The organism is Phreatobacter cathodiphilus (genome assembly GCF_003008515.1).
In the GTDB taxonomy this organism is placed as follows: Bacteria; Pseudomonadota; Alphaproteobacteria; order Rhizobiales; family Phreatobacteraceae; genus Phreatobacter; species Phreatobacter cathodiphilus.
On record NZ_CP027668.1, the window covers coordinates 1,428,495 to 1,453,251 of the forward strand.

A 24,757-nucleotide genomic window follows, 5' to 3' on the forward strand; every position below is an offset into this window, starting at 1 on the left:
ATCTCCCTCAGGCCGTGACGGGAGGATCCTTCCGGTCCTGGCTGACGGAGATGTAGCGCCGCAGCATGGTAAGGAGCAGACCGGCGAGGCCGATCGTCAGGACGGCGACAGCGCCCGACAGGACCAGGGTCTCGGCCTCAGCGCCGTCCTCGAATGCCGCCGTGTCGATGAGTTCGGTGGTGAGCGAAACACCGGCGACCAGAAGGGCGATGAGCAGCGCCGCGACGATCCCCGCGGAGACGATCGTGGGAACACGGGGATAGCCACGGCCGAACCCCGCGCGGGGGGCTCCGATGCGGAAGGATTGAGGCGAACGCAGCATTCGGCATCTCCGTCCTGATGTCTGTGTGGCGGCGCCGTCCCGACCGGGGGAATCGGGATGACGTTGCCGGTGTCGACCGGTGAACGACAGTGACCGAAACCATGGTGGAAGGGCGATGGTTCCGGGCGAAATTGCGGCACAGTCTCACTGTTGCGTGATGGCGGTATCACGAAACGGGTCTTGGGCGCCGAAACCCTCCCTTAACCACGTTCATGCGACGAAAGGTCCTTGCTTCGTCCGGTACCGAGGTTTCGATGTCCCGCTGGGTCCTGATCGCGGTCGCCGCCGCCTCCATCCTTCTGGCGCAGTTCGTCGACCGCGGCTCCAAGGACCTCGCGGAAGGCCTGCAGACGGCGCGCGCGCCGGTCTCCGACGACGATATCCGCACCGGTTCGGTTCGCCGCCCGCCGCAGCGCTGACGGCGCGCCGGGCACATTGCCGCCCTCGTTGCAACGCGAGACGGCGCCCTTGCGCCACGCCGCGTGCGGGAGGACGATGGTGCCCACGCGAGGTCCCCGAACAAGATCCTCCGTTTGGCCTGTCACTTCCGGGTCGACCTTCTCGCCCGGGCCCCGACACGAGGGGTTGCAGACATGGGCGATCAAGCCGGCAGACGACAGTCGGGTCCCCGGTGCATAGCACTGGTGGGCCCGTTCCAGAGCGGCAAGACCACCTTGCTGGAGGCGGTGCTGGAGCGCACCGGCGCCATTGCGAGGATGGGCGCCACCGAGAGCGGCAGCACGGTTTCCGATTCCAGCGCCGAATCCCGCCAGTTCAGGATGAGCGTCGAGGCTGGCTTCGCCACGACCTCCTTCATGGGCGACGACTACACCTTCGTCGACTGTCCGGGATCGGTCGATTTTCTGCACGACATGCGCGCCGTCATTCCCGCCGTCGATGCGGCGGTGGTGGTCTGCGAGGCCGACGAGAAGAAGGTTCCGGCCCTTGGCCTCATCCTGCGTGAGCTGGAGGACCGCGGCATTCCGCGCATCCTCTTCATCAACAAGATCGACAAGGCCAGCCGGCGCCTGCGCGAGACGCTGGAGGTGCTGCGGCCGGCCTCGCGGGTGCCGCTGCTGCTTCGGCAGATCCCCATCTGGTCGAACGGTATCGTCTCCGGCTTCGTCGACCTCGCCCTGGAGCGCGCCTTCGTCTATCGCGAACATGCCGCCTCCGAGGTCATCCCGCTCGACGGGGCCGATCTCGACCGCGAGAAGGAGGCGCGTTTCTCCATGCTGGAGACGCTCGCCGACCATGACGACGAGCTGATGGAGACCCTGCTCTCCGACCTCGAGCCGCCGCGCGACCGCGTCTTCGACGACCTCGGGCGGGAACTCGCCGCCGGCCTCGTCGTGCCCGTGCTCTTCGGCTCGGCGCTGCAGACCCACGGCGTGCTGCGGCTCCTCAAGACCCTGCGCCATGACGTGCCGCCGGTCGCCGCCGCCGCCGGCCGTCTCGGCGTCGCCCCGGGCGAGACGGTGGCGCAGGTGATGAAGACCGTCCACACGGCCCATGGCGGCAAGATCTCGGTCGCCCGCCTGGTGTCGGGAAGTCTCGCAGAGGGCGCCGTGCTGACCGGCGCTGCCGGGGTGGCCGAGCGCACCTCCGGCCTGTTCCGGCTCTTCGGCCCGGGTGTCGAGAAGATGCGGGAGGCGAAGGCCGGCGACACGGTGGCGCTCGGCAAGCTCGACCACATGGCGACCGGCGAGGCGGTCACCACCGGCCGGACGCCCCTCGCACCGCTGGTGGTGATCGAGGCGCCGCAGCCCGTGCTCTCCCTCGCCCTGTCGGCGCGGGACCGCAAGGACGACGTGCGTCTCGGCCTCGCTCTCGGCAAGCTCGTCGACGAGGACCCCTCGCTCGCCGTCACCCACGACGCCGGGACGGGCGAGATCATCCTGGCCGGGCAGGGGGAGATGCATCTGCGCGTCGCCATGGCCAAGCTGTCGAACCGCTACGGCGTGGCGGTGAACCAGAGCCGCCCCGCCATCGGCTATCGCGAGACCATCAAGAAGGCGGCGACCGGCGTGCGCGGGCGTCACCGCAAGCAGTCGGGGGGGCACGGCCAGTTCGGCGACGTGGTCATCGACGTGAAGCCGGTGCCGCGCGGCACGGGCTTCCAGTTCGACGACCGGATCACCGGCGGCGTCGTGCCGAAGCAATATATCCCGGCGGTCCGCGAGGGGGTGGCGGACGCCCTGCGCAAGGGGCCGCTCGGCTTTCCCGTCGTCGATCTCGCGGTCACCCTGACCGACGGCAGCTTCCACACGGTGGACAGTTCCGACATGGCCTTCCAGCAGGCCGGGCGAATCGCCATCCAGGAGGCTCTGGCCGCCTGCCATCCGGTGCTGCTGGAGCCGGTCCTGCGCATCGCGGTGACGGTGCCCTCGGAGGCCACGGCGCGGGTCAACGCCATCGTCTCGGCGCGGCGCGGCCAGATCCTCGGCTTCGACGCCCGCGAGCGCTGGCCCGGCTGGGACGTGGTGTCCGCCCTCATGCCGGAGGCTGAGATCGGCGATCTCATCGTCGAGATCCGCTCGGCCACGGCGGGTGTCGGCTCCTTCACCGCGCAGTTCGACCATCTCGCCGAACTGACGGGGCGCGACGCCGAGAGGATCGTCCAGACCCGGGCAGCCTGAGCCGGTCACGGCCAAAAAAAGGGCCGGGCTCGTCGAGCCCGGCCTTTTGAGTTTCGGCTTCCGATGACGAACACCGGGAAGCCGCCTTCCAGAGGGGAACGCCGACAGCGACGCGAGGGTCACAGGGAGGACGTGACCCAAAAAAGCTATCGACGGACCGAAGATGGCGTGTTCGTGTGCAGCGCACAACCGGAATGCCTGCATGGCTGGATTTCACCTGCCGCACGCCTCGGCAGCATGCCCGCATTTTAGGCAAATTGCGGGCGCGAGTCGGACTGCCGGCTGCGGCGGCAAACGGTGGAGGACGGGCCCGCCGAGGCCCTTCCCGTGTGGATAAGAACGGCGCCGCGATTGCGGCCCGACGGCGAATCCAAGATCGCTTGTGGGGTCAGTAGGCAGCGCCGCCATCCTGCGTTAGGGTCTGGGTCAGGGATCGATTCGAACAGTCGAATCAAAAGCTTGCAGCCGGCTTCGTAAGCCTGCCGCCCGCCGGTCTCGCGTCCAGTTGCGTCCCGTCGCGTCTGTCCGACAACCGAGCGAACCGCACGGGGGCGGAATGTCCTTGATCGATATCGAAAGCACCGACCGGCAGGTCAATCCCGTCGATCTGGTGGAGAACCTGGCGGCTCTCAACGAATGGTCCTTCGACCGTTCGGGGGATGACGAGATCACCCTCTCCGTCACCGGCCGATGGGCCGACTATCATGCCTCCTTCACCTGGATGGACGATATCGAATCGCTCCATCTCGCCTGCGCCTTCGACCTGAAGGTGCCCGACCGTCGGCGGTCGGAGGTGAAGGACCTCATCCAGCTCATCAACGAACAGCTCTGGCTCGGCCATTTCGACCTCTGGCCGCAGGAAGGCGTGGTGATGTTCCGCCACGCGCTGCTCCTCGCCGGGGGCGCGGAAGCCTCGGGCCGCCAGTGCGAGGCCCAGCTCGATGCCGCCATGGAAGCCTGCGACCGCTACTACCAGGCCTTCCAGTTCGTCGTCTGGGCCGGCAAGTCGGCGCGCGAGGCGATGGATTCGGCGCTGTTCGAGACCGCTGGCGAGGCGTGACAGGGCCGGGCAGGGCGGCTATCCGTGGGGGCAGCCAGCCCCTGAGGATGCCATGACAGACGCAGCCAGCCCCCGATCCCTCGCCACCTTCGCCGGCCATGTCGTGCTGGTCGGCGCCGGCCAGATGGGCGGTGCCCTGCTGCGCGGCTGGCTCGGCCACGGCCTGCCGCCGGCCCGCATCACCGTCGTCGATCCGCGGCCGCCGGCCAATGTCCAGGCCATCATCGACGAGCACGGCATCGCCCTCGACCCGGCGGAGCCTGCCGTCGCCGACGTGCTGATCCTCGCCGTCAAGCCGCAGATCGCCGACGACGTCATGCCGCTCGTGCGCCACCTCGTCGGGCCGCGAACGGTGGTCGTCTCGGTCATGGCCGGCAAGACGATCGCGCGGCTGGAGGAGGTCTTCGGGGCGGGGACCGCCATCGTCCGCACCATTCCCAATACGCCGGCCGCCGTCGGCCGCGGCATCACCGGCGCCGCCGCCAGCGACCAGGTGACGGCGGCCCAGCGCGCCGCGGTGGAGACGCTGCTCTCCGCCGTCGGCCGGGTCGAATGGCTGATGCGCGAGGACTGGATCGACATCGTCACCGCCGTCTCCGGCTCCGGCCCGGCCTATGTCTTCCTCCTCGCCGAGGTGATGGCGAAGGCGGGCGCCGCGGCCGGCCTGCCGCCCGAGCTCGCGGCTCGCCTCGCCCGGGCGACCGTCGAGGGGGCCGGCGAGCTCATGCACCGCTCGCCCGACGTCGAACCCGCGACGCTGAGGCAGAACGTCACCTCGCCCAACGGCACCACCCATGCGGCCCTGCAGGTGCTGATGGGCGCCGAGGGGATCGATGCCGCCTTCGTCGCCGCCATCGCGGCTGCGGCGAAACGCTCGCGGGAACTGGCGGGCTGAGCGGAACGACCTATCTCTGGGGCAGGGGCTTCCACCGACGGAGACGGCCATGACCGACGCGACCCAGACCTCCACCGCCACGCCGGAGCGCCGCGACGCGGTCGTCGCCGCCTTCATGGCGCTGCTCGCCGAGCGCGACTACGAGGCGGTGACGCTCGCCGACATCGCGGTGCGGTCCGGCGTATCTCTTGGCGACATCCGCGCCCTGTTCGATTCGCGCTTCGCCATCGTCGAGGCCTTCGTCGCCGGCATCGACAAGGCCGTCCTCGACGGCATTGACACCGACCTCGCCGACCAGGACACCAAGGAGAAGCTCTTCGACGTGCTGATGCGCCGCCTCGATCTCCTGGCGCCCCACAAGCCGGCGATCCGCAACCTGTCGCGGGCCGCCATGCGCGATCCGGGCCTGGCCCTCGCCCTCAACGGCGTCGCCCGGCGCTCGCAGCGCTGGATGCTGGCCGCGGCCGGCGTCGAGGTACCGGGCGCCGGCGGCATGATCCGCGCCCAAGGGCTCGCCATCGCCTTCGCCAAGGTGGTGCGGGCCTGGCTCGACGACGAGGATCCCGCGCTCGCCCGCACCATGCGGGTGCTCGACGAGGAACTCGCCAAGGCAGGGCGCGCGGCGAAGACGCTGAAATCGGTCGAGCAGCTCGCCGCGCCGCTGAAGAGCCTCGTCTGTGCCCCGTTCGGCTGCCGTCGCCGGTCGTCCTCCTGGGGGCCTGATGCCGAGGAGCGCGAGGCGCCGCCGCGCGGCTGGCGCGGCGACGACTTCCGTGACCCGAAGGTGACGCCGGTCTGAGCGGCCGCTTGACCTTCTGCTGCAATGCGCGAGAAAGGCCGGGTTCGTCCCGGCCTTTTTCATGCGCGCGAGAACCTCATGCTGCCTGCCGACCCGAGTCCGATCATCGGTTTCGACGATTTCATGAAGGTCGACATCCGGGTCGGCGAGATCGTCGAGGCCCAGCCCTTTCCCGAGGCGCGCAAGCCAGCCGTCAAGCTGGTGATCAATTTCGGCGCACCCATCGGCCGGAAGAAGTCCTCGGCCCGGATCACCCGGCACTATGACCCGGCGAGCCTGATCGGGCGCCAGGTGCTGGCGGTGGTCAATTTCCCGCCGCGGCAGATCGGCAAGTTCATGTCGGAGGTGCTGACCCTCGGCGTTCCCGACGCCGATGGCGAGGTGGTGCTGATCGGCCCCGGCCATCAGGTGCCGATCGGCGGGCGCCTCTTTTGAAGACGCCCGCCGTTCGCGCGGTTCAGCGGATGGGCGGCGCGTATTGCAGGCCGCCCGCGTTCCACAGGCCGTTGAGCCCGCGGGCGATGCCGAGGCGCGAGCCGGTGCCGAGGTTGCGGTCGAAGCTCTCGCCGTAATTGCCGACGTGGCGGACGATGCGGACCACCCAGTCCTTGGTCAGACCCAGGGCCTCGCCGCCATTGCCCTCGACGCCGAGCACGCGCCGGATCTCCGGATTGGTCGACTGCAGCATCTGGTCGAGATTGCCGCGGTTGATGCCGAGCTCCTCGGCGGTGACCATGGCGAAGTGGGTCCACTTGACGATGTCGAACCACTGGTCGTCGCCGTGGCGCACGACCGGGCCGAGCGGCTCCTTGGAGATGATGTCCGGCAGGACGAGGTGGTCGTCGGGCTTGGCGAGGCTGAGGCGCTGCGAATAGACGCCCGAGGCGTCGGTGGTGAAGACGTCGCAGCGGCCCGATTCATAGGCCTTCAGCGTCTCGTCGGCCGTGGCGAACACCACCGGCTCGTAGCGCATGCCGTTGGTGCGGAAATAGTCGGCGACGTTGAGTTCGGTCGTGGTGCCGGTCTGCACGCAGACCGAGGCACCCGACAGTTCGCGCGCCGTCTTCACGTTGAGCGACTTGCGCACCATGAAGCCCTGGCCGTCATAGTAGTTCACGCCGGCAAAGTTCAGGCCGAGAGCCGTGTCGCGCTGCAGCGTCCAGGTGGTGACGCGGGACAGGAGATCGACCTCGCCGGACTGCAGCGCGGTGAAGCGGTCCTTGGCCGAGAGCGGCGAGAAACGCACCTTGTTCGGGTCGTTGAAGATCGCCGCGGCGACGGCGCGGCAAAGGTCGACGTCGATGCCGGTCCAGGTGCCGGCGCTGTCGGGCTGGGAAAACCCGGCGAGGCTGGGGCTGACGCCGCATTTGACCGCGCCGGCGCTCTGGATGTTGCGCAGCGTTGCGCCGCCGCTCTGGGCGAGCGCCGTGCCGCCGGCGGTCCCCATGCCGAGAGCCGCGGCGAGCGCGAGGGACGAGACGATCCGTTTCATGGTTGTGGTGCTTTCCGCTCTGGATGTTGTCTGGCTGCGGCGCCCGCCATCCGTACGGACGCCGCTCCTGAGCAGCCTAACAGGGACCCGGCGGAAAGCGACAGGTCGGGCTCATCCCCGACCCGGAAAGCCAAGAAGGCCGGGACGAGCCCGGCCTTCGCATATCCATGGCGGCGGCAAAGGCTCAGGCCGCGGCGGCCTTCGGCGTCACCTCGACCGTATAGTCGTCCATGATCGTCTTCGACATGTTGCCGGGCGTGTAGCGATAGGGGCCGATCTCGGAGACCGGCGTCACTTCGGCCGCCGTGCCGGTGATGAAGCACTCGTTGAAGCTCGACAGCTCCTCCGGCATGATCCGCCGCTCCACCACCTCGAAGCCGCGCTTCTTGCACAGGTCGATGACCGTGCGGCGGGTGATGCCGTCCAGGAAGCAGTCGGCGATCGGCGTGTGCACCTGGCCGTCCTTGATGAAGAAGACGTTGGCGCCGGTGCATTCGGCGACGCGGCCCTGCCAGTCGAACATCAGGGCGTCGGCATAGCCCTTCTTCTCCGCCTTGTGCTTGGAGATGGTGCAGATCATGTAGAGGCCCGCCGCCTTCGACGTCGAGGGGGCCGTGGCCGGGTCGGGACGGCGGAATTCCGCGATGTCGAGGCGGATGCCCTTCATCTTGGTCGCCGGGTCGAAATAGCTGGGCCATTCCCAGGTGGCGATGGCGAGGTGGATCTTGTTGTGCTGGGCCGAGACGCCCATCATCTCCGAGCCGCGCCAGGCGACCGGGCGCACATAGGCGTCGGTCTGACCGTTGGCCTTCAGCGTCGCCATCTTCGCGGCGTCGATCTCGGCCACCGAGAAGGGAATTTCGAAGTCAAGGAGCTCCGCCGACTTGCGCAGGCGGGCCGAGTGCTCGGTGCACTTGTAGATCGCGCCGCCATAAGCCCGCTCACCCTCGAACACCGCCGAGGCATAGTGCAGGCCGTGGGTGAGCACGTGCACCTGCGCGTCGCGCCAGGGGACGAGCTTGCCGTCCATCCAGATAAAGCCATCGCGGTCGTGGAACGGGACCAGAGACATGTCTTCCTCCTGTACTCTCCGGGCTTCTCGGGCGTCCACATCGCGTTTTGCGAACTGGGCCGGGTCCGGCTAACCTTGTCATGCGAGAGCCGGCGCTGAGCGACGATTCCCGACGGGGTGAGCAGCCTTTAGGTACGATCGTTTCGTGAATGCGGGCAGATGAGTAACAATCGGCATCGAATATGTCAACATGGCTGACATAAATGTCTCGACGGCCCAGCGCCGCACCACGTCCGGCACCGCGGCGGCGGGAGCGGAGCCGCCGGGCCGCGATCCCGCATATGAGCTGATCGAGCTGATGTTCTTCGCCTATCGCGATTTCGTCGGCGATCCCGATCACGTCCTCGAGCGCTACCAGTTCGGCCGCGCCCACCACCGCGTGCTGCATTTCGTCTTCCGCCATCCGGAGATCCGGGTGGCCGACCTCCTCGACATCCTCAAGATCACCAAGCAGAGCCTGGCGCGGGTGCTGAAGGAGCTGGTCGAGCAGGGCTTCATCCTGCAGAAGGAGGGGCAGGTCGACCGGCGCCAGCGCCTGCTGGCCGTCACCGACAAGGGCAGGGCGCTCGCCCTCGAACTCGCCAAGCTGCAGACCGAGCGCTTCGCCCGCGCCATCGCCCAGTCCGGTACCACCCGCGACCAGGCGGTGCGTTTCCTCTATGCCATGATCGATCCCGAGGGCCGTGAGGACGTGACGCGGATGATCACCCAGGCCGATCGCGCCTTGCAGCGCGGCAAGGAGCGCTGACGCGATGTCGACGTCGCTGAAACCACCGGCCGACGACGCGCCGCACCTGCTCATCGTCGACGACGACCGGGTCATCCGCCAGACGCTCGCCCGCTACCTCACCAACAACGGCTACCGCATCACCACCGCCGGCCAGGCCGCCGCCGCCCGCAAGAAGCTCGACGGCCTGACCTTCGACCTCCTGATCCTCGACGTGATGATGCCGGGGGAGACGGGGTTCGAACTCGCCCGCGCGATCCGCGAGGGCACCGCCGGACCGGCCCGCGCCATCCCCATCCTCATGCTGACGGCACGCGCCGATCTCTCCGACCGCCTGACGGGTCTGGAGATCGGCGCCGACGATTATCTGCCGAAGCCCTTCGAACCGCGCGAACTGCTGCTGCGCATCGGCGGCATCCTGCGGCGCGCGATGCCCTCGCCGCAGCCCGTGGTGGAGGCCGTCAAGTTCGGCGACTTCCATTTCCACATCAGCCGGCTGGAGCTGAAGAAGGGCGATGAGGTCGTCCGCCTGACCGATCGTGAGAAGGACATGCTGCGCGTCCTCGCGGTGAAGCCCGGCGAGACCGTGCCGCGCTACGATCTTGCAGCCCCGGGCGGCGACATCAACGAGCGTACCGTCGACGTGCAGGTGAACCGCCTGCGCCGCAAGATCGAGGTCGATCCGGCCAATCCGCTGCACCTGCAGACCGTTCGCGGCATCGGCTACCGGCTCATCGCGACGCCCTGATTGCGCTGCTGAAACAGTCGTCCCGGCCAGCGCGGGCGCGTTGAAACACGGCCGTGACGGATTACCCTCAACCTGCATGGGGGGAAATCGGGATGAGTATGGATCAGGACGGCTGGAGCGCGGGACCCGCGGAGGCCGGCGACGTCACCACGGAACATGTCGGCTTTCTCGAGAGGTTGTGGCAGTCGATCACCGGCATCCTCATCGGCCTCGCCCTGGTCGCCGCCACGGTCTGGGGCATCTTCTGGAACGAGGGCCGCGCCATCGGCACGACGCGGGCGCTCAACGAGGGGGCGGGCGTCACCGTCACGGTGCCGCCGACCCGCGTCGATCCCGCCAATGAGGGCAAGCTCGTCCACGTGTCCGGCGACCTGCGATCCGGCGGCCGGCTGACCGACGCCGACTTCCAGATCTCGACCGACGCCGTGCGCCTCGTCCGCAAGGTCGAGATGTATCAGTGGAAGGAAGAGCAACGCACCGAGACGCGTAGCAATGCCGGCGGCTCGCAAACCCGCACCACCACCTATGAATATACCCGCGTCTGGTCCGATCGGCCGATCGATTCCAGCCGCTTCCGCCGCCGTGACGGCCACGAGAACCCGGCCATGCCGGTCACCGGCCGCAGCCAGACCGCACCCAACGCCACCATCGGCGCCTTCCGCGCCGACAGCCGCGTCGTCGGCCTGTTCGGCGGCTCGGCGGAGCGCCGCCTCGAGGTGACCGACGCGCAGCTTCGCGCCTTCCAGTCCCGCTTCGGCTCCCAGGCCCGCCTCGCCGACGGCAACGTCTATGTCGGCTACGACGCCGGGACCCCCGCCGTTGGCGACATCCGCATCTCCTACACGGTGCTTCCCGAGGGGCCGGTGACCGTGGTGGCGAAGCAGGTCGGGCCCGGCTTCGGTCCCTACCAGGCCTCCAACGGCCGTGACGTCTTCCTCGGCGAGACCGGCACCAAGGCCGCCCAGGAGCTCTATGCCCATGCCCACGAGTCGAACCGCATCCTCACCTGGGTGCTGCGGCTGGTGGCGCTGATCGTCATGTGGATCGGCTTCAACCTGGTTCTGCGGCCCTTCGTCGTGCTCGCCGACGTCATCCCGCTGTTCGGCTCGGCCATGGCCGCGGGTGCCGGCATCGTCGCCCTGGCACTGACCCTCGTCGTCGCCCTGCCGGCCTTCGCCATCGCCTGGTTCTGGCACCGCCCGGTCATGTCGATCGTGCTGATCGCGGCTGGCGTCGCCGGCGCCTATGGCCTCAAGGTCCTCGGCGAGCGCCGCCGTGCCGCTGCCCCGCCCGTGGGTGGCCAGGTGGTCGGTTCTCCCGTGGGCGTGAGCCCGATGTCCGCCGCGACCGCGGCGGGCTGGCCGGCCGAGGCCCCGCCCGCCGGCTATCCCGCCCAGGCCGCCTATCCTCCGCAGGCCGGCTATCCTCCGCAGCCCGGCCATTCCCCGCAGGGCTGGCCGCAGCCGGCGCCGCAGCAGCCGGGCGGCTTCCTCAACGTGCCGCCGGGCCTGAGGCCGGGGCAGGGCGGCTGAACCACCCCTTCCGAAACGTCGAACGCCCGGTCCTTGCGGCCGGGCGTTCTCGTGTCGCTGTGGCGGGGAGGATCAGGGGATCAGGATGATCGAGCCCGTCGTCTTGCGCCCCGCGAGGTCCTTGTGCGCCTTCGCCGCGTCCTTCAGCGCATATTCCTGCGGCTTCTGGATGGTCACCGTGCCGTTCTTCACCACCTCGAACACGTCCTTGGCATTGGCCAGCAGGTCCTTGCGGGTGGCGATGTAGTGGTAGAGGCCCGGCCGGGTCAGCGTCGCCGACTTCGCCGCCAGCACGGCGGGAGAGATCGGGTCGGGTACGCCGGAGGCGGTGCCGAACAGCACGAGATGACCGCGCACGGCGAGGCATTCGAGGGACTTCAGGAACGTGTCCTTGCCGACGCCGTCATAGACGACCTGCACGCCCTTGCCGCCGGTGATCTCCATGACGCGGGCGACGAAGTCCTCCTCGGTATAGATGATCGGGAACTTGCAGCCGTTCTTCTTCGCCAGCGCCGCCTTCTCCGCGCTCGACGTGGTGCCGATGACGTTGGCGCCCAGCGCCTTGGCCCACTGGCAGAGCCACAGGCCCATACCGCCCGCCGCGGCGTGGACGAGGATCGTGTCGCCCTTCTTGACGACGTGGGTCTCCTTGAGGAGATAGCGCGCCGTCATGCCCTGAAGCATGATCGCCGCGGCCACCTTGTCGTCGACGGCCTTGGGCAGCTTGACGAGCTGGGCGGCGGGGATCAGCCGCTTTTCCGCATAGGCTCCGGGCGGGCCGCCCGCATAGGCGACGCGGTCGCCGAACGCGACCTCGGTGACGCCGGGGCCGATGGCCTCCACCACGCCGGCCGCCTCCATGCCGATCCCGTGCGGCAGCGAGGGAAACTTGTAGAGCCCGCTGCGGTAGTACACGTCGATGAAGTTCACGCCGATGGCGGTCTGCCGGATATAGGCCTCGCCCGGCCCCGGCGGCTTCACCTGAACGTCCTCGTAGACCATCGCATCCGGTCCGCCGGTCTTGTGGATGCGGATCGCCTTCACCATGTCGCCAGTCCCTTCATCGTGCCGGATCCGCTCTCGCCGACCCGCGCCGTCCAACGCGCCATCACCGTGTTACGATCGGTTGTAGAGACTTCCAAGCCCTTCCGTCACCTGCCAGCCTTGCCGGCGAACATTTCGCCCGGGCGCGGAACGGGTCTTGCGAGGGCGGGGCAAGGAGCCGCCATGCTGTCCCGTCGCGATACGATCCTTTCATCCCTGAAGGCCGCCGCCGCGTTCGGCGTCGCCGCCACGTCCCCCTTGGGGACTCTGCTGGCCGGACCCGCCGCCGCCGATGAGGCGTCGCCGCTGGCGGGGCTGCGCTACGGCGCCGCCGTGCGCGACGTGCCGCTGGCCGTCGAGCCGGAGTTCCGGGCCGCGATCGCCCGCCATTGCCGGCAGATCGTCGGCGAGGGCGGCCTCAAATGGTACGACATCCGGCCGACGCGCGAGCAGTTCGTCTTCGACGCGCCGGACAAGCACATGGCCTTCGCCACCGCCAACGGCATGACCCTGCGCGGCCACACGCTCGTCTGGTACGGCGCCATGCCCGACTGGACCAAGGCCATTGCCTCCGCTTCGGACGCCGAGAGGCTGCTGGTCGGCCATATCGAGACGGTGATGGGCCGCTATCGCGGCCGCATCAAGAGCTGGGACGTCATCAACGAGGCGATCCCCGACGACCCGACGAGCCGGTCCGACATCCGCCCCTCGATCTGGCAGCAGCGCCTGGGCGAGGCCCATTTCGCGCTCGCCCTGCGCACCGCGGCGCGCGTCGACCCCGAAGCGCAGCTCGTCATCAACGAATACGACATCGAATTCGTCGGCGACCGCTACCGCCGCCGCCGCGAGGCCCTCCTGCGCCTCATCCGCGACCTCAAGCTGCGCAACGTGCCGCTGCACGGCGTCGGCCTGCAGGGCCACCTGCGCGGTGACCTCGCCATCGACCGCGAGGGCGTCGCCGCCTTCACAGCGGAATGCCGCGCCATGGGCCTCGCCGTGCTCGTCACCGAGCTGGACGTCATCGACGACAAGCTGCCCGGCCCCCCGGAGGTGCGCGACATCCTCGTCGCCGCGAAGGCCTACGAGTTCCTCGACGCGGTCCGCGCCGGGTCGCCCATCGATTCCATCCTCACCTGGGGCATCACCGACAGGCACACCTGGGTGCCGACCTACTTCAAGCGCACCGACGGCCTGCCCAACCGGCCACTGCCGTTCGACGCCGCCTACCGGGTGAAGCCGCTGGCGCGTGTCATCGCGCATGTCCTGCGGGACCGCCGCTGATGCTCATCCGGCAGACCTCCACCTACATGGTCGCACACGGCACCTCCTCGGCGCTGGGCTTCCTGTCGGTGATCCTGTTCACCCGGATGCTGACGCCGGCCGAGTACGGCGTCTACGTCGTCGCGCTCTCGGTCGCCGGCATCGTCTCGGCCCTGCTCTTCACCTGGGTGCGCCTCTCCGTGCTGCGCTTCGAATCGGAGGGCGAGGCGACGGACATCCGCCTGACGGCGCTCGCCGCCTATGCCGTGTCGGCGGCGACACTGCCCATCGCCCTCGGCATCACGGTCTGGGCGCTCGCCGTGCCGCTCGACAAGGCCCTGGCCGCGCTGGTGCTGGCCGCGGCGCTCGGCCTGTTCGAACTCGGCCAGGAAATCCTCCGGGCGCGCCTCGACTCGACCTCCTACATGCGCGCCACCGTGGTCCGCGCCTTCGCCGCCATCGGCATCTCCTTCGCCCTCGTCCAGGCGGGCTGGGGCGGCTTCGGCCTCGTCGCCGGTGTCGCCGGTGCCTATGTCATCGCCGCGCTCGCCTTCTCCCCGGCCGTCTGGAAGGGCCCGCGAAAGCCCTTCGACGCCGTCACCTTCCGCACCATGCTGGGCTTCGGCATACCCATGGCCATGTCGGGCGGCGTCTTCGCCCTCCACGCCGCCCTCGACCGCCTCCTCGTCGCCGCACTCCTCGGGGATGCGGCGGCCGGCGTCTATGGCGCGGCGGCAGACCTCGTGCGCCAGATCATCCTCTTTCCCGCCCTGTCGGTCGCCTCCGCCGTCGTGCCGCTCGCCATCCGCGCCCTCGCCGAAGAAGGTCCGGCCGCCGCGGACATCCATCTCACCCGCAGCGGCGAGCTTCTCCTCGCCGTCGTCATGCCGGCGGTCGTCGGGCTGGCGATCGTCGCGCCGCATTTCGCCGCGCTGATCCTCGGTCCCGAATTCCGCGACATCGCGGCCGTCCTCATCCCCATCCTGGTCTTCGCCTGGCTGTTCCAGACCATCTCGCAGCAATTCGTCCAGATCAGCTTCCACCTCGCCAAGAAGCCCTCGCTGATGGTCGCCCACGGCACCGCCATCCTCGTCGCCAACGTGGTCGGCATGGCCGTCCTGGTGCCGGCCTTCGGGCTCAAGGGAGCGGCCTGGTCGCTGGTCCTGGCGGAGGCCGTGGGCGTCGCCGCCGGCTACGCCCTGTCGCGCCGCGCCCATCCGCTGCCCTTCGCCTGGCGCCCCGTGATCCGGGTCGTGGCGGCCGTGCTCGTCATGGCGGCGCCGACCGTCGTCATCGCCCGGGCCGGCGCCACCGGCGACCTCGCCGTCTTCGCCACGGCCGTGGTCACCGGCGTCGTGACCTATGCCGCGGCGGCGCTCGCCCTCGACGTCGCAGGCGTGCGGTCGGCGATGATGCATCGGATCGGCTGGAGCAGCGGCCGGGCCTGAGCCGCGGGAACGGGAGAAGCGCCGGCGCGGCCGGTCCTCCGCCTCAGGCGTTCCAGTCCACCCGCGCGAAATGCGCCTTCAGCGGCCCGTCGACCTCGTGCGTGGCGGGATCGAACCGGTCGGCGCGCGTGCGCTTGTACTTCCAGTTGTCGTTGATCTCGCGGAAGTGCCGGTAGCCGAAGGCGGCGCTGGTGCGCAGGGCAGCCGGCCAGTGGCCGACCGTATGGACCCGCCACTGCGCCCGGTCAGGACAGCGCCAGGGCACGAGGGTCCATTTCGCCGGGCAGGCAAGCACGTTCCGCCGGATGAGGCCGAAGCGTCGCTCGAAACGCTCGCGCTGGACCGTGTCGAAATCGGCATGGCGGACCGCATGCGCCGGCGCCCCGACCTCGTCGCCGGTTCCGACGACCCACCGGCCGCGATAGCGCAGGATGCCGAACGGATCGGCCTCGGCGGCGGCGAAGACGCTCCGCCCGTCGTCCGAGACGACGAGCTCGTCGATATCGGCGTTCTGGACGCTGGCGGCGGCCTCGAGGAAGCGGCGGCGGGCATGTTCCCACGCGCCGTGCTGGCAGAAATCGGAATCCCAGAAACGGCGGGCATCGAGCCCCTGCGGGCCGTACTTGAAGGGCCATTCGACCACGCGCACCGCGCGGATGCCGGAGACCGCCGCCAGCGCTTCGGCCACCGCCGCGCTGTCGTAGCGCGTCGAGGCGTTGTCGTAGAGCAGGACGGCGTCGGCGCCGTGGGCGTCGCGGGCGTAGCGGGCCCAGTCCTGGATCCAGGCGAGGTCGTTGTTGCGCGACTGGGTGAAGACCACGCGCCGGCCGGCGAAGACGTCGACCTCGCTCGGCTGCACGCTCACCTCGACCCTGCCGAGGGCGGAGGTGACGACGAGGCTGCGCGTGCCGTCCGGCGCCTCGACATGGATCTGGCCGTGGCGGTCGAGCTCGCGCAGCTCGAAGCGGCAGGGCCGGCCGGAGGGCTTCGCCTCTATCGTCGCTGCCTCCATCGCCGCGCGGAGGTTGAGGAAGGGCGGTCCGACCAGAACGATGCGGCCGCGAATGCCGATGAAGGCGTCGAAGAACAGGGTCTCGGCGTCGAATTTCGCGTCGTAGTCGGCGTCCCGCGCCTCCGCCGGCCGCACCGACAGCCGCCGCGCGGCGGTGAAGTCGGTGAGCAGGGTCGGGCAGGGGCGGACGATGGCGATGTCGGCGCGGTTCCGGCTCACGAGGCTGCTCCCGGCGGGGGCGGGACCATGGAGGGCCTCTGCGGCGCGTGTCAAACCGGGAGCGCTCATGGGATCACGCGGAACGCCGGGCCATCAAATAGATGGCCTTCGGATTGGTGACGGCATAGCGCCAGAACAGGCGGCGCGGTTCCAGCCAGATGCGATAAGCCCATTCCAGCGAGGCGCGCTGCATCCACTCGGGCGCGCGCCTGTTGGTACCGGAGAGGAAATTGAACAGACCCCCCGAGGTCTTGATCATGCCGACATGGCGGAGCCGGTCGGCGTGGCGGGCGACGAAGCGCTGCTCGTGCGGCACGCCCATGGCGAGCCAGAGGATGTCCGGGGCGAGGGCGTCGATCTCGGCGATCTTCGCCTCCAGTTCGGCGCCGGCGAGAAAGCCGTGGCAATGGCCGGCGATGACGAGGCGCGGATAGGCGCGCCGGACGTTGGCCACGGCCCGCGCGTTCTCCTCGGCCGTCGCGCCGAAGAGGTAGAAGCTCGTCCCCGTCTCCTCGGCGCGCCGGGCGACGTCGTGGAAGAGATCCGTGGTGGCGACGCGCTCCGGCAGGGGCGTCCTGCATTTGAGCCGCGAGGCGACGACCAGCGGCTGGCCGTCGGCGACGATCTGGTCGGCGTCACGGACGAGAGCGGCGAGCTCCGGTTCTGCCGCGACGCGCGCCAGAACCTCGCCGTTGGCGGAGGTCAGGTAGAGCGGCCGCCGGCCCCGCTGCCGCTCGCGCGCCGCCCGGATCATCCAGCCGGCGGTGGCGGCACGGTCGAGCACCGCGATGGGCAGTCCGCCCACCGTGACGGTCGGGATCGCCGCGAAGGCGGTGTCGAAGGCCGCGCTCATGTCAGTGGACCAGGCGGGCGAGGGGCGGCCGGGCGGCGACCGGGCGCGGTGCCGGGGCGGGGGCCTGTCGTCCGCCGCCGCCGCGCAGGAGGGCCGCCGCGAGGGCGAGACCGACGCCGAGGCCGCCACCCACCACGAAGCCCGCCAGCGCCATCACCACCCCACGGGGCGGGAAGACGCGGTCCCGTGGCGGCTGGGCCACGGTGATGATCCGCGCATTGCTCGTGTCGAGGCGCTCCAGCTCGCTCGTCTCGCGCGAACGCGAAAGGAAGGCCTGGAGCAGGTTGCGGTTGACGTCCACCTCGCGCTGGAGTTCGCGCAGCTGGACGAAGGCCTGGCCGGCTTCCGAGGCGAGCGAGGTCAGCTGTTCGACGGTGCGGCGCTGGGTGGCCTCGGCGGCGCGGGCGCGGTCGAGGTCGGCGCGGGCGGCCTGGGCGATGCGGCCGAGTTCGTCGGCGATGGCGCGGTCGAGATCGCTCACCTGCGCCTGGGCGTTGCGGACGGTGGGATGGCGCGGGCCGAACTCGGTCTGCGCGTCGGCCAACCGGCGACGCGCCTCGGCCTGCTGGCCGCGCAGGGCCGCGATCGTCGGGCTCATCACCGCTTCGGGCAATGCCCCCGCCTGGCTCGCCGTGCGCAGCGAGATCTGGATCTGCTCGCTGCGCGCCTGGGCCTCGGCGACGCGGGCCTGGGCCTGGGCGAGCTGGCTGTTGGCGTCGGTGAGCTGCTGTTCGCTGACGAGCTGGGTGCGGGTGCCGACCAGGCCGTTGCGGCGGCGGAAGTCTTCGGCCCGCTCCTCGGCGATGCGAACCCGGGTGCGCAGCTCGTCGAGCCGGTTGGTGAGGGACTGGGTGGCACGCCGCGCCGCATCGGCCCGGGCCGCCGTCTGGCTGTCGATATAGGCGTGAGAGACGGCGTTGGCGAGCCGCGCAGCCTTGTCGGCGTCCGAGGCGCGCACCGTCACCTCGATGACGAAGGTTCGCTCCGGCCGGCGCACGATGACGCGGTCGTAGAGGGCGTTGAGCGCCTGCCGCTCGCGGCTCGCCAGGCTCTCCTCGGCCGGCCGGCCGAGGCCGAGCGAGCGCAGCAGCGCCACCGCCCAGTTGGCGCCGCCTTCGCCGTTGAATTCGGGGTCGTCCGTCAGGCGCTCGCTGTCGATGACGCGGGACAGCACGCTCTGCGACGTGACGATGCGCGCCTGGCTCTCGACGAAGTTGATGGCCGCGTTGGAATCCTGCTGGCGCGGGGTCAGCTCGTTGTCGAAGACCTGGATGCCGCGGGGATCGACGAAGATCTGCGACGTCGCCATGAAGCGCGGCGTCATCAGGCGCGAGGCGCCATAGGCCATCCCGGCGCAGGCGAGCGCCAGCGCGAGGATCGGCATCCAGTAGGGCAGAATGGCCGCCCCCAGCCCGCCGGAGGGCGGCGGGACAGGGCCGGCGGTGGCGGCCGGCACGGGCGGGTCGCGGCGTTCGGGACGACCATCGTCATACATGGTCGGGTCCTTTCCTGGGCCTGTCCGGGCCGCCGCGAGGGGCGGGAGTCCCGGAGTGGAACACGAGACATCGGTGGTGCTCATGCTCCGCAAGGACGGGACCAGCGGGGGTTGTGCCGTTTCAGGCGATGCCCGCCCGGTCGAGCGCCGCGGCTACCGGCAGCACGGCGAAGCCGCGTTCGAGGGCGCGCGAGACGATGCGCGCCAGCACCCGTGGCGTCGTGCCGTAGAGGCTCGGCGCCTCGCTGACGTCGTGGGTGAAGAGGACGAGCCAGCCGGAGGCGGCCTCGGCCCTGTCGAGCCAGCGGTCGAGATTGTTCTCGGTGAGGCCCCGGGCGCTGATTTCGACCGATTTGAGGAAGTCGAGGTCGGTGCGCCCGGCATTGATCCCCGGCTGGACGGACCGGGAGCTCCGCACGCTGGCGGAGAGCCGTTTCTTCTGCCTCACGCCGCACTGGCCGTAGGGATAGGCGTAGTTCTCGCGCACGAGGCCCGGCACGATCCGCCGCAGCGCCGCGCGGTTGGCGGCGAGGTCGGCCGCAAACGCCGCGGGATCGAGGAGATTGGCCGGCCGATGGGCATGGCCGTGCAGGCCGATCTCGTGGCCGCGGCGGTGGAGGTCCGCGACGGTCTCGGCCCCCGCCACAGTCCAGCGGCTGTTGGTGAGGCCGAACAGGCCCGACGCCGGATAGAAGGTGCCGCGTGCGCCGTGATCTTCCAGAATGCGGGCGCCGGGGGTGTCCGCCGTCCGGGGGAAATCGTCGAAGGTGATGGAGACGACCGGCCGGTCGAGATGGATCGCGGCGGTGCGGAAGGCGATGCGGCGGCCGATCATATGGTCGAGCCGCGGAAACAGGCCGCCGAAATCAACCTCGTCCGGATCGACCAGCGGATCTGCCGGGGCGCGCCCCCGCACCGGACGGAACAGGGTAGGGTGCGCCAGCCCGTTCATCTTCTCGTTCACGCCCTGCTCCATGCGGTCTGCCCTGTTTCCGGACAGATACACTGGCCGGGCAAGCGGTGAGGCGCAAACTGGCAAGAGCCGGGCCAGGACCGGTCGCGGTCGCCGCGGCAAGCCATTTGCTGCGGAACGCGACAGACATCCATCCGCCCCCGCGTGAGGAGCCGATCGTGAACCAGGTTGAGACTGTTTCCATGGAATCGTCCCGCAGCGAGACGTCCGAGGACCGCGCCCTGGTCCGCAGCGCCGGGCTCGACCTGCAGGCCGCGCGGGCCGTCGTGGTGGTGCCGACCTTTCGCCGGCCGGCCATGCTGGCGGACACGCTCGCCTCGCTCGCCGGCCAGCGCGACGCGCCGCCCTTCGCCGTGGTCGTCGTGGAGAATGACGCGGCCGGCCGGGAGGGCCTCGTCGTCGCCGCCCAGTGGCTCGCCCGCGGCACCCTCTCCGGCCTCGCCTTCGTCGAATCCGCCCAGGGCAATGTCCACGCCATCAATGCGGGCTTCGCCATGGCTCTGGCCTCCTTCCCGGCGGCCGAGCACATCCTGATGATCGACGACGACGAGGTCGCCTCGCCCGAGTGGCTCGCGCGGATGGTGGAGGCGGCGGAGCGCGAGGACGCCGACGTCGTCGGCGGGCCGGTCGTGCCCTGCTTCCGCGACGAGACGCCGGCCTCGCTCGCCCGTCATCCCGTCTTCTGGCCGAGCCACGTGCGCACCGGCCCCGTGCCGATGATCTACGGCACCGGCAACTGTCTGATGCGCCGGCGCGTCTTCGACCGCCTCGGCCACCGGCCGCTGGACCCCCGCTTCAACTTCCTCGGCGGCGGCGACATGGACTTCTTCACCCGTTGTCGCCTGGCGGGGCTGCGCTCCTGGTGGGTGCAGGAGGCGCTGATCACCGAAACCGTGCCGGCGGAGCGCGCCCGCGTCGGCTGGGTGCTGAGACGGGGCCTGCGGATCGGCTCCATCAACCGGGCCGTCGACCTGAAACACGCGACGGGCGCGGCCGGCGGGGCAAGGATCGTCGCCAAGGACGTCGCCATCGTGCCGCTGGCGCTGCTGCGCGCCGCCGTCGCGCTGGTGCGGACGCGCAATCCGGTCGTCGCCGCTCATCCTCTTGCCGTCTCGGCCGGCCGGCTCGCGGCCTGGGCCGGCGTCGAGCAGCAGCCTTACCGCGCGGGGAACGTCTCGTGACGATGGCGCGCATCACCGGGGCCCCCGGCGCCCTGCCGGTGGACGACCTCGCCCAGCTCATGCGCTGGGCCCGCGTCCTCGTCTTCGTCGGCGCCTTCCTGCTCGCCTGGGTGACCCTGGAGCCCTATGCCGACCTCGGCACCACCGCCTCCCTGGAATTCGCCTTCGGCCAGGAGGGCACGGCTTATGCCGCCTACGGGCTCATGGCGGCCGTCGCCGGCCTTGTCGCGGTCCTGACCCAGCCGCGCGCGCTCGCGACGCTGATCCACCCGCTCTGGATCGCCCTCGGTGCCTGGCTGTCCTTCACCGTCGTCACCTCGGCGGATGTCTCGCTGTCGCTGCGGCGGCTGATCCTCTTCGGCATGCTCGCCGTGCTCACCGCCTCGCTGTTCCTGATGCCGAAGGGGAGGCGCGATCTGGCCCGGCTGCTGGCGGCCGCCGTCGGCATCCTCGTTCTCCTGTCGCTGGTCGGCGTCGCGCTCTTTCCCCAGTTCGCGATCCACCAGATCACGGACATCAACGAGCCGCAGCTCGCCGGCGACTGGCGCGGCGTCTTCGCCCACAAGAACACCGCCGGCGCCATCTTCGCGATGACCATCTTCATGATGATCTTCGCGGTGCGGACCGGCCTCGTGCCGCTGGGCTCGGTGCTGTTGCTGCTCTGCTCCGCCTTCGTGCTGATGTCCGGCGCCAAGAGCTCGACCATGCTTCTGGTGGTGAGTCTCGCCGTCTCCGTCGTGGTGGCGCGCACCCGCCGTGGCTGGCTGGCGGGGGCGATCGCCTTCGCCCCGCTCGTGGTTCTCTTGGTGCTCGGCCCCGGAACCGTGGTCAGCAAGGGCCTCGGCGACATCGTCCGTCTGTTGCCGATCGATGCGACATTCACCGGCCGCGCCGACGTCTGGGAGCTGGCACTGGAAAAGATCGTCGAGCGGCCGCTGACCGGCTTCGGCTATTCCGCCTACTGGGCGCTGGAATCGACCCGCTTCGGCCAGGAGGACGCAACCCAGTGGGGCGGCCACGCCGCCCATGCCCACAACGGCTATATCGACGCGGCGCTCAACATGGGCCTTCCCGGCCTGCTCCTCGTGATCGCCGTCTTCGTCGTCTGGCCGCTGCGCAATTTCCTCGCGGCGCGGGCGCGGGGAGCCGACCCGGCGCTCCTCCTCATGTTCCTGCAGATCTGGCTCTTCGGCATCTACGTCTCGGTGCTCGAGAGCTTCCTCTTCGTCCGCTTCGACCCGATCTGGATCACCTTCCTCTTCGCGGTCTTCGGCCTGCATTACCTGGCGAGGCGGCCCCATGTCGCGGAGTGACGAGGGCGCGTCGCGCCTCGACGTGCTGATCTCGGACAGCGCCGCTCCCTGCGGCGTGGAGGCCTTCGCCCGCCGCCTGGCCGAAACTGCGGGCGGGCGCGCCGCGACGCGCGAACTCGGTACCGGCGGCGGCGAGGGGGTCCTCGTCATCAACCTTCCGGTCGTCGCCTGGAAGCGACGGCTCGCCGATCCCGTCATCGCCGCGCTGAAGGCGCGGGCCCGCGGCCGGCGCGTCCTCCTCATCCTGCACGAATGGGCCGATCTTGACTGGAAACGGCGCGTCAGCTACGCGCCGCTTCTGCCGCTCGCCGGCGCCATCCTGTTCTCGGCGCCTGAGGTGGCGGCCCAGTTCGCCGCCGATCCGCTGTCGCGCCTCGCTCCGCGTCGCCGGGGTCTCGTGCCCATACCGCCGAACGTGGTGAGGCCGGACCTGCTGCCGCAGAGCCCGCTGACGGCGCGGCTCGACGAGGCCCGCCGCCGCGGCCAGCTCGTCCTCGGCCATTTCGGCTCCATCTATCCGCGCAAGCAGTCGACGCAGATCCTCGACCTCACGGCCGCCCTGGTGCAGCGCGGCGAGGACCCCTTCGCCGTCTTCATCGGCTCCTTCGTCAAGGGCCAGGACCGCGTGGAGGAGGAGTTCATGGCGCGGGCGGCGAGCCTCGGGGTGGCCGACCGCATCGCCGTCACCGGCTATGTGGCCGATGACGCCGAACTCTTCGCGCTCTTCGCCGGCGTCGACGTCTTCGCCTATCTCTTCGCCGAAGGCCTTACCAGCCGGCGCGGCAGCGTGCTCGCCTGCGCCATGTCGGGCCGGCCGGTCGTCGTCAACGCGCCGGAGCGGCCCGGCGCCTTCGACCACCACCCGACCTACCAGCACCTCCTGGAGGAGGGCAGGCTGCGCCTCGTCTCCCACCGCGCCACCGTCGACGAGGTGGCCGCCGCGGTGGAACAGGCGTCGACCCTGCCGCGCCATGGCGCCCGTCTCGACGTCGCAGCCGCCTGGGGCGACGCGCTCGCCGCCGTCGATCGCGTTCTGGCCGCCTGAGCGGCGCACATCCCGCCTCATCCCGTGACGCATGCAACAAGAAACCGCGGCCCGGAGGGTCGCGGTCTCCTGTCGTCGTGGGGGACGAGAGGTCGCCTGCGGTCAGAAGGCGTTGTCGTAGGCCTTCCGCGACAGGACGGTGCGGAACAGGATCTCGATGTCGAGCAGGATCGACCAGTTGTCGATGTAGAAGAGGTCGTGCTCGACCCTCGCCTTCATCTTCTCGACGGTGTCGGTCTCGCCGCGCAGCCCATGCACCTGCGCCCAGCCGGTGATGCCCGGCTTGACGTTGTGGCGGCGCGCATAGAGCGCGATCCGCTCGTCGAAGGCGCGGTCGTGGGCGACGGCGTGGGGGCGCGGACCCACCAGTGACATCTGTCCCGCCAGCACGTTCAGGAGCTGCGGCAGCTCGTCGATGTTCCAGCGCCGCAGGTACCGGCCGACGCGGGTGACGCGCTGGTCGTTCCGCGTCGCCTGACGCACCACATCCCCGTCGTCCATCACCGTCATGGTGCGGAACTTGACGATCTGGAACGCCCGCTGGTTGAAGCCGAGGCGCCGCTGCATGAACAGGACGGGGCCGGGGCTGTCGAGCTTGATGGCGATGGCGACGAGGATCAGCACCGGCGTCAGCAGGAAGAGGGCGAAGGAGCCGAGGGTGATGTCGAGGGCCCGCTTGGCCATCACCTCGCCGGCGGTCAGCGGCGGGCGGCCGAGCTGCAGGCTGGCGATGCCGCCGGCCTTGGCGATGTGGACGTCCTGGAAGCGGTCGAAGATGCGCTCCGGTCCGAGGTGGATGGTGACGGGGATGCGCATGAAGCCGTCGACGAGCCGGTCGATCGTCTCGGTCTGCGACCAGGGCACGATGATCAGCACGTCGTCGAGCTGCATTTCGCGGGCCTGGCCGGCGATGCGGGCGATGTCGTCGCGGCCGACCGATCCGTCCTCGGCCGAGAGCAGGCCGGTTCCGGCGATGTGCATGCCGGCGTTCCACGGCTGGTAGCGGCGGGCGAAGTCAGTCACGTCGCTCTCGCGGCCGACCAGCATGACGCGCCGGGCCGGGATGACGCCGAACTTCGAGCCCAGCGTCAGCAGGCGCCCGGTGAGCTCGCGGGTGACGAGCACCGCCGGCAGGCCGACGAGGAAGGTGAGAATGACGGCGACACGGGAGAAGACGTCGGTCGTCTTGGTGGCGAAGGCGAAGGCCATCAGGGTCAGGAACGTCGCCCCCCACATGGTCAGCGTGGTGCCGAAGGCCCGCCGGGCGCCGACATAATTGCCGATCACGTACTGGCTGCGCACGGCGCTGAGCATGACGAAGGTGCTGGCGACCAGCATGGCGAGCGTCGCCTGGGAGGTCGTGGTCCACCATTCGCCGCTGGAGACGCGGCTGTAGACGAGGGATGTGGCATAGCTTGTGGCGGCGATGATGAGCCAGTCCAGCGCTGCGGTGGACAGCTTGAGCGCGAGGCGCATCCACGCATAGCCGCCCCGGCCGCGCCTGGCGACCGCCGCCGCGGGAATATCAAGTTCCTTCAACGTCATGGCGTGAACCCTTGAAGCTCGCGACGCCACCGCCTGTCTCGAATGGGGACGGGCGGCGGGGCCTTACGGCCTCATCGCAGGGG

General features: G+C 70.0%; 23 protein-coding genes. 14 read left to right on the plus strand and 9 right to left on the minus strand.

Annotated elements, in window-relative coordinates:
* Window positions 1-7: 7 nt before the first annotated feature.
* Window positions 8-322, minus strand: a complete 315-nt coding sequence (locus C6569_RS06985) for a hypothetical protein (RefSeq protein ID WP_106748166.1) — start codon at window positions 320-322, stop codon at window positions 8-10.
* Window positions 323-576: 254 nt separating this feature from the next.
* Here C6569_RS06985 and C6569_RS21910 point away from each other — a divergent pair, with 254 nt between their 5' ends.
* From C6569_RS21910 to C6569_RS07010, 6 genes are all read left to right on the plus strand, one after another.
* The gene (locus tag C6569_RS21910) at window positions 577-741 is read left to right on the plus strand and encodes a hypothetical protein (protein WP_181313940.1); all 165 of its coding nucleotides are present in this window, start codon (window positions 577-579) and stop codon (window positions 739-741) included.
* Window positions 742-915: 174 nt separating this feature from the next.
* Entirely contained in the window at window positions 916-2,961 is a 2,046-nt protein-coding gene (locus tag C6569_RS06990) for an elongation factor G (RefSeq protein ID WP_106748167.1), read from the plus strand.
* A gap of 556 nt (window positions 2,962-3,517) precedes the next feature.
* Window positions 3,518-4,021 carry a type III secretion system chaperone family protein gene (locus C6569_RS06995; protein WP_106748168.1) on the plus strand — a complete coding sequence of 168 codons (504 nt, stop codon included), beginning with the start codon at window positions 3,518-3,520 and terminating at the stop codon, window positions 4,019-4,021.
* Window positions 4,022-4,073: 52 nt separating this feature from the next.
* Window positions 4,074-4,916 carry a pyrroline-5-carboxylate reductase gene (gene proC / locus C6569_RS07000; RefSeq protein WP_106748169.1) on the plus strand — a complete coding sequence of 281 codons (843 nt, stop codon included), beginning with the start codon at window positions 4,074-4,076 and terminating at the stop codon, window positions 4,914-4,916.
* 49 nt (window positions 4,917-4,965) lie between these two features.
* A complete protein-coding gene (locus C6569_RS07005) occupies window positions 4,966-5,715 on the plus strand; it encodes a TetR/AcrR family transcriptional regulator (protein WP_181313941.1) in 750 nt (249 codons plus the stop codon).
* Between the two features lie 78 nt (window positions 5,716-5,793).
* The gene (locus C6569_RS07010; RefSeq protein WP_106750934.1) at window positions 5,794-6,150 is read left to right on the plus strand and encodes a tRNA-binding protein; all 357 of its coding nucleotides are present in this window, start codon (window positions 5,794-5,796) and stop codon (window positions 6,148-6,150) included.
* A 22-nt stretch (window positions 6,151-6,172) separates the two neighbouring features.
* Here C6569_RS07010 and C6569_RS07015 read toward each other — a convergent pair whose 3' ends face one another.
* Complete coding sequence (locus C6569_RS07015) at window positions 6,173-7,207, minus strand: amino acid ABC transporter substrate-binding protein (RefSeq protein ID WP_106748171.1); 1,035 nt, start codon at window positions 7,205-7,207, stop codon at window positions 6,173-6,175.
* Window positions 7,208-7,391: 184 nt separating this feature from the next.
* Complete coding sequence (locus C6569_RS07020; protein ID WP_106748172.1) at window positions 7,392-8,279, minus strand: branched-chain amino acid aminotransferase; 888 nt, start codon at window positions 8,277-8,279, stop codon at window positions 7,392-7,394.
* Between the two features lie 190 nt (window positions 8,280-8,469).
* On the opposite strand from C6569_RS07020, the gene C6569_RS07025 reads away from it, so the two are divergent.
* From C6569_RS07025 to C6569_RS07035, 3 genes are all read left to right on the plus strand, one after another.
* Window positions 8,470-9,027, plus strand: coding sequence for a MarR family winged helix-turn-helix transcriptional regulator (locus C6569_RS07025; protein ID WP_106748173.1), 558 nt, complete (start codon window positions 8,470-8,472; stop codon window positions 9,025-9,027).
* Window positions 9,028-9,031: 4 nt separating this feature from the next.
* Window positions 9,032-9,754, plus strand: a complete 723-nt coding sequence (locus C6569_RS07030; RefSeq protein WP_106748174.1) for a response regulator — start codon at window positions 9,032-9,034, stop codon at window positions 9,752-9,754.
* Window positions 9,755-9,846: 92 nt separating this feature from the next.
* Window positions 9,847-11,286: a TMEM43 family protein gene (locus C6569_RS07035; RefSeq protein WP_146144749.1), complete on the plus strand. Its 1,440-nt coding sequence runs from the start codon at window positions 9,847-9,849 to the stop codon at window positions 11,284-11,286.
* 72 nt (window positions 11,287-11,358) lie between these two features.
* Here the strand turns inward: C6569_RS07035 and C6569_RS07040 are convergent, their stop codons facing one another.
* A complete protein-coding gene (locus C6569_RS07040; RefSeq protein WP_106748176.1) occupies window positions 11,359-12,333 on the minus strand; it encodes a quinone oxidoreductase family protein in 975 nt (324 codons plus the stop codon).
* A 180-nt stretch (window positions 12,334-12,513) separates the two neighbouring features.
* Here C6569_RS07040 and C6569_RS07045 point away from each other — a divergent pair, with 180 nt between their 5' ends.
* Window positions 12,514-13,611 carry an endo-1,4-beta-xylanase gene (locus C6569_RS07045; RefSeq protein ID WP_245898264.1) on the plus strand — a complete coding sequence of 366 codons (1,098 nt, stop codon included), beginning with the start codon at window positions 12,514-12,516 and terminating at the stop codon, window positions 13,609-13,611.
* A complete protein-coding gene (locus C6569_RS07050) occupies window positions 13,611-15,038 on the plus strand; it encodes a lipopolysaccharide biosynthesis protein (RefSeq protein ID WP_106748177.1) in 1,428 nt (475 codons plus the stop codon). Before C6569_RS07045 ends, C6569_RS07050 begins: the two co-directional genes overlap by 1 nt.
* 43 nt (window positions 15,039-15,081) lie before the next feature.
* Here the strand turns inward: C6569_RS07050 and C6569_RS07055 are convergent, their stop codons facing one another.
* From C6569_RS07055 to C6569_RS07070, 4 genes are all read right to left on the minus strand, one after another.
* Window positions 15,082-16,269, minus strand: coding sequence for a hypothetical protein (locus tag C6569_RS07055; protein ID WP_106748178.1), 1,188 nt, complete (start codon window positions 16,267-16,269; stop codon window positions 15,082-15,084).
* A 73-nt stretch (window positions 16,270-16,342) separates the two neighbouring features.
* The gene (locus C6569_RS07060; RefSeq protein ID WP_106750936.1) at window positions 16,343-17,122 is read right to left on the minus strand and encodes a WecB/TagA/CpsF family glycosyltransferase; all 780 of its coding nucleotides are present in this window, start codon (window positions 17,120-17,122) and stop codon (window positions 16,343-16,345) included.
* A 1-nt stretch (window position 17,123) separates the two neighbouring features.
* Window positions 17,124-18,617: a GumC family protein gene (locus tag C6569_RS07065; protein WP_181313942.1), complete on the minus strand. Its 1,494-nt coding sequence runs from the start codon at window positions 18,615-18,617 to the stop codon at window positions 17,124-17,126.
* A gap of 121 nt (window positions 18,618-18,738) precedes the next feature.
* Window positions 18,739-19,581 carry a polysaccharide deacetylase family protein gene (locus C6569_RS07070; RefSeq protein WP_181313943.1) on the minus strand — a complete coding sequence of 281 codons (843 nt, stop codon included), beginning with the start codon at window positions 19,579-19,581 and terminating at the stop codon, window positions 18,739-18,741.
* A gap of 191 nt (window positions 19,582-19,772) precedes the next feature.
* Here C6569_RS07070 and C6569_RS07075 point away from each other — a divergent pair, with 191 nt between their 5' ends.
* From C6569_RS07075 to C6569_RS07085, 3 genes are read left to right on the plus strand one after another with little or no spacing between them, the layout of a single operon-like run.
* Window positions 19,773-20,771: a glycosyltransferase family 2 protein gene (locus C6569_RS07075; RefSeq protein ID WP_106748181.1), complete on the plus strand. Its 999-nt coding sequence runs from the start codon at window positions 19,773-19,775 to the stop codon at window positions 20,769-20,771.
* Between the two features lie 2 nt (window positions 20,772-20,773).
* Complete coding sequence (locus C6569_RS07080) at window positions 20,774-22,084, plus strand: O-antigen ligase family protein (protein WP_106748182.1); 1,311 nt, start codon at window positions 20,774-20,776, stop codon at window positions 22,082-22,084.
* A complete protein-coding gene (locus C6569_RS07085) occupies window positions 22,071-23,129 on the plus strand; it encodes a glycosyltransferase family protein (RefSeq protein ID WP_106748183.1) in 1,059 nt (352 codons plus the stop codon). Before C6569_RS07080 ends, C6569_RS07085 begins: the two co-directional genes overlap by 14 nt.
* A gap of 102 nt (window positions 23,130-23,231) precedes the next feature.
* On the opposite strand, the gene C6569_RS07090 is transcribed toward C6569_RS07085, so the two are convergent.
* Complete coding sequence (locus C6569_RS07090; RefSeq protein WP_106748184.1) at window positions 23,232-24,674, minus strand: undecaprenyl-phosphate glucose phosphotransferase; 1,443 nt, start codon at window positions 24,672-24,674, stop codon at window positions 23,232-23,234.
* Between the last annotated feature and the right edge of the window lie 83 nt (window positions 24,675-24,757).

Coding starts and splice junctions, on each gene's coding strand:
- C6569_RS06985 (WP_106748166.1), bottom strand. CDS start 322: ATGCTGCGTTCGCCTCAATCCTTCCGCATCGGAGCCCCCCGCGCGGGG.
- C6569_RS21910 (WP_181313940.1), top strand. CDS start 577: ATGTCCCGCTGGGTCCTGATCGCGGTCGCCGCCGCCTCCATCCTTCTG.
- C6569_RS06990 (WP_106748167.1), top strand. CDS start 916: ATGGGCGATCAAGCCGGCAGACGACAGTCGGGTCCCCGGTGCATAGCA.
- C6569_RS06995 (WP_106748168.1), top strand. CDS start 3,518: ATGTCCTTGATCGATATCGAAAGCACCGACCGGCAGGTCAATCCCGTC.
- proC (WP_106748169.1), top strand. CDS start 4,074: ATGACAGACGCAGCCAGCCCCCGATCCCTCGCCACCTTCGCCGGCCAT.
- C6569_RS07005 (WP_181313941.1), top strand. CDS start 4,966: ATGACCGACGCGACCCAGACCTCCACCGCCACGCCGGAGCGCCGCGAC.
- C6569_RS07010 (WP_106750934.1), top strand. CDS start 5,794: ATGCTGCCTGCCGACCCGAGTCCGATCATCGGTTTCGACGATTTCATG.
- C6569_RS07015 (WP_106748171.1), bottom strand. CDS start 7,207: ATGAAACGGATCGTCTCGTCCCTCGCGCTCGCCGCGGCTCTCGGCATG.
- C6569_RS07020 (WP_106748172.1), bottom strand. CDS start 8,279: ATGTCTCTGGTCCCGTTCCACGACCGCGATGGCTTTATCTGGATGGAC.
- C6569_RS07025 (WP_106748173.1), top strand. CDS start 8,470: ATGGCTGACATAAATGTCTCGACGGCCCAGCGCCGCACCACGTCCGGC.
- C6569_RS07030 (WP_106748174.1), top strand. CDS start 9,032: ATGTCGACGTCGCTGAAACCACCGGCCGACGACGCGCCGCACCTGCTC.
- C6569_RS07035 (WP_146144749.1), top strand. CDS start 9,847: ATGAGTATGGATCAGGACGGCTGGAGCGCGGGACCCGCGGAGGCCGGC.
- C6569_RS07040 (WP_106748176.1), bottom strand. CDS start 12,333: ATGGTGAAGGCGATCCGCATCCACAAGACCGGCGGACCGGATGCGATG.
- C6569_RS07045 (WP_245898264.1), top strand. CDS start 12,514: ATGCTGTCCCGTCGCGATACGATCCTTTCATCCCTGAAGGCCGCCGCC.
- C6569_RS07050 (WP_106748177.1), top strand. CDS start 13,611: ATGCTCATCCGGCAGACCTCCACCTACATGGTCGCACACGGCACCTCC.
- C6569_RS07060 (WP_106750936.1), bottom strand. CDS start 17,122: ATGAGCGCGGCCTTCGACACCGCCTTCGCGGCGATCCCGACCGTCACG.
- C6569_RS07065 (WP_181313942.1), bottom strand. CDS start 18,617: ATGTATGACGATGGTCGTCCCGAACGCCGCGACCCGCCCGTGCCGGCC.
- C6569_RS07075 (WP_106748181.1), top strand. CDS start 19,773: ATGGAATCGTCCCGCAGCGAGACGTCCGAGGACCGCGCCCTGGTCCGC.
- C6569_RS07080 (WP_106748182.1), top strand. CDS start 20,774: ATGGCGCGCATCACCGGGGCCCCCGGCGCCCTGCCGGTGGACGACCTC.
- C6569_RS07085 (WP_106748183.1), top strand. CDS start 22,071: ATGTCGCGGAGTGACGAGGGCGCGTCGCGCCTCGACGTGCTGATCTCG.
- C6569_RS07090 (WP_106748184.1), bottom strand. CDS start 24,674: ATGACGTTGAAGGAACTTGATATTCCCGCGGCGGCGGTCGCCAGGCGC.